The 912-nt window shown below is 71.5% G+C and carries 1 protein-coding gene; it reads right to left on the bottom strand.

The genetic code is table 11. The features are described from left to right. Window positions 1–27: 27 nt before the first annotated feature. Window positions 28–861: a M55 family metallopeptidase gene (locus FOE67_RS27085; protein WP_182667452.1), complete on the bottom strand. Its 834-nt coding sequence runs from the start codon at window positions 859–861 to the stop codon at window positions 28–30. Between the last annotated feature and the right edge of the window lie 51 nt (window positions 862–912).

The raw sequence follows: 912 nt of genomic DNA, 5'->3' as shown, positions 1-912 counted from the left end.
GTCACCGGGGGTCGGGGGGAGACGTGCTCAGCCATACCACTCCTCGACAGCGGCGGCCACGACCGTGGTGACCGCCTTGAAACAACGGATACCCCGATACATGTCCGAAACGGTGAAGGCCACTCGGCGCGAATCGATCCGTTCGACGCCGGGGACGAGGGTCGCGGCCCCCGCGAGGTGTTCCGCGTCGAACTCCACCTCGATGGTCCGCGACCTCGGCGCGGCGGGCTCATGCCGCACCGCGAGGGCCGCCGCGGCCTCGGCGGCGGCCCGGATGTCGGCGGCGGTGCGGGCCGGGGGCCGACAGACGGCGGCGTACCGGGAGACGTGGTCCTTGACCGCGACGGTGCGGGCGGCCGGTGCCCAGGAAGCGGCTTCCGCGCAGGTGAGGTCGTCCCCGGTGACCAGGATCACCGGGGTGCCCCACTCGGCCACGACCAGGGAGTTGAGCCGTCCCTCGCTCGCGCGGACGCCGTCGACGAAGACCCCGGTCAGGGAGTTCCCGAGATAGGTGTGGGCGAGGACGCCCTCGTCACCGGCACCGGTGTGGTAGCCGAGGAAGACGATGCCGTCGGCGTCGCCGTGCTGTACCCCCTCGACCATGCCGAGGGGCTTGTGCCGGCCGATCAACACCTCGGCCCGCTCGTCGAGCTGTTCGGGCAACAGGTTGCGCATGGTCATGTGGGCCTCGTTGACCAGCACCTCGTCGGCACCACCGGCGAAGAGGCCCTCGACGGCGGCGTTGACGTCCGAGGTGAGCAGGGCGCGGCAGCGCTCCCACTGCGGGGTGCCGGGCAGGCAGTCGGCGGGGCAGGTGACGCCGGTGGCGCCCTCCATGTCCGCGCTGATCAGGACCTTCATGGCGGGCAGGGTACGCAGGGGCTGTCTCTTAGACACCTTGCACCTGCCGAC

This window comes from Streptomyces calidiresistens, assembly GCF_014141525.1.
GTDB lineage: Bacteria > Actinomycetota > Actinomycetes > Streptomycetales > Streptomycetaceae > Streptomyces > Streptomyces calidiresistens.
This window is presented reverse-complemented; position numbering and strand designations above follow the sequence as displayed.

What these genes read in the sequence shown, in the direction of transcription:
- FOE67_RS27085 (WP_182667452.1), bottom strand. Translation starts at nt 861, where the DNA reads ATGAAGGTCCTGATCAGCGCGGACATGGAGGGCGCCACCGGCGTCACC.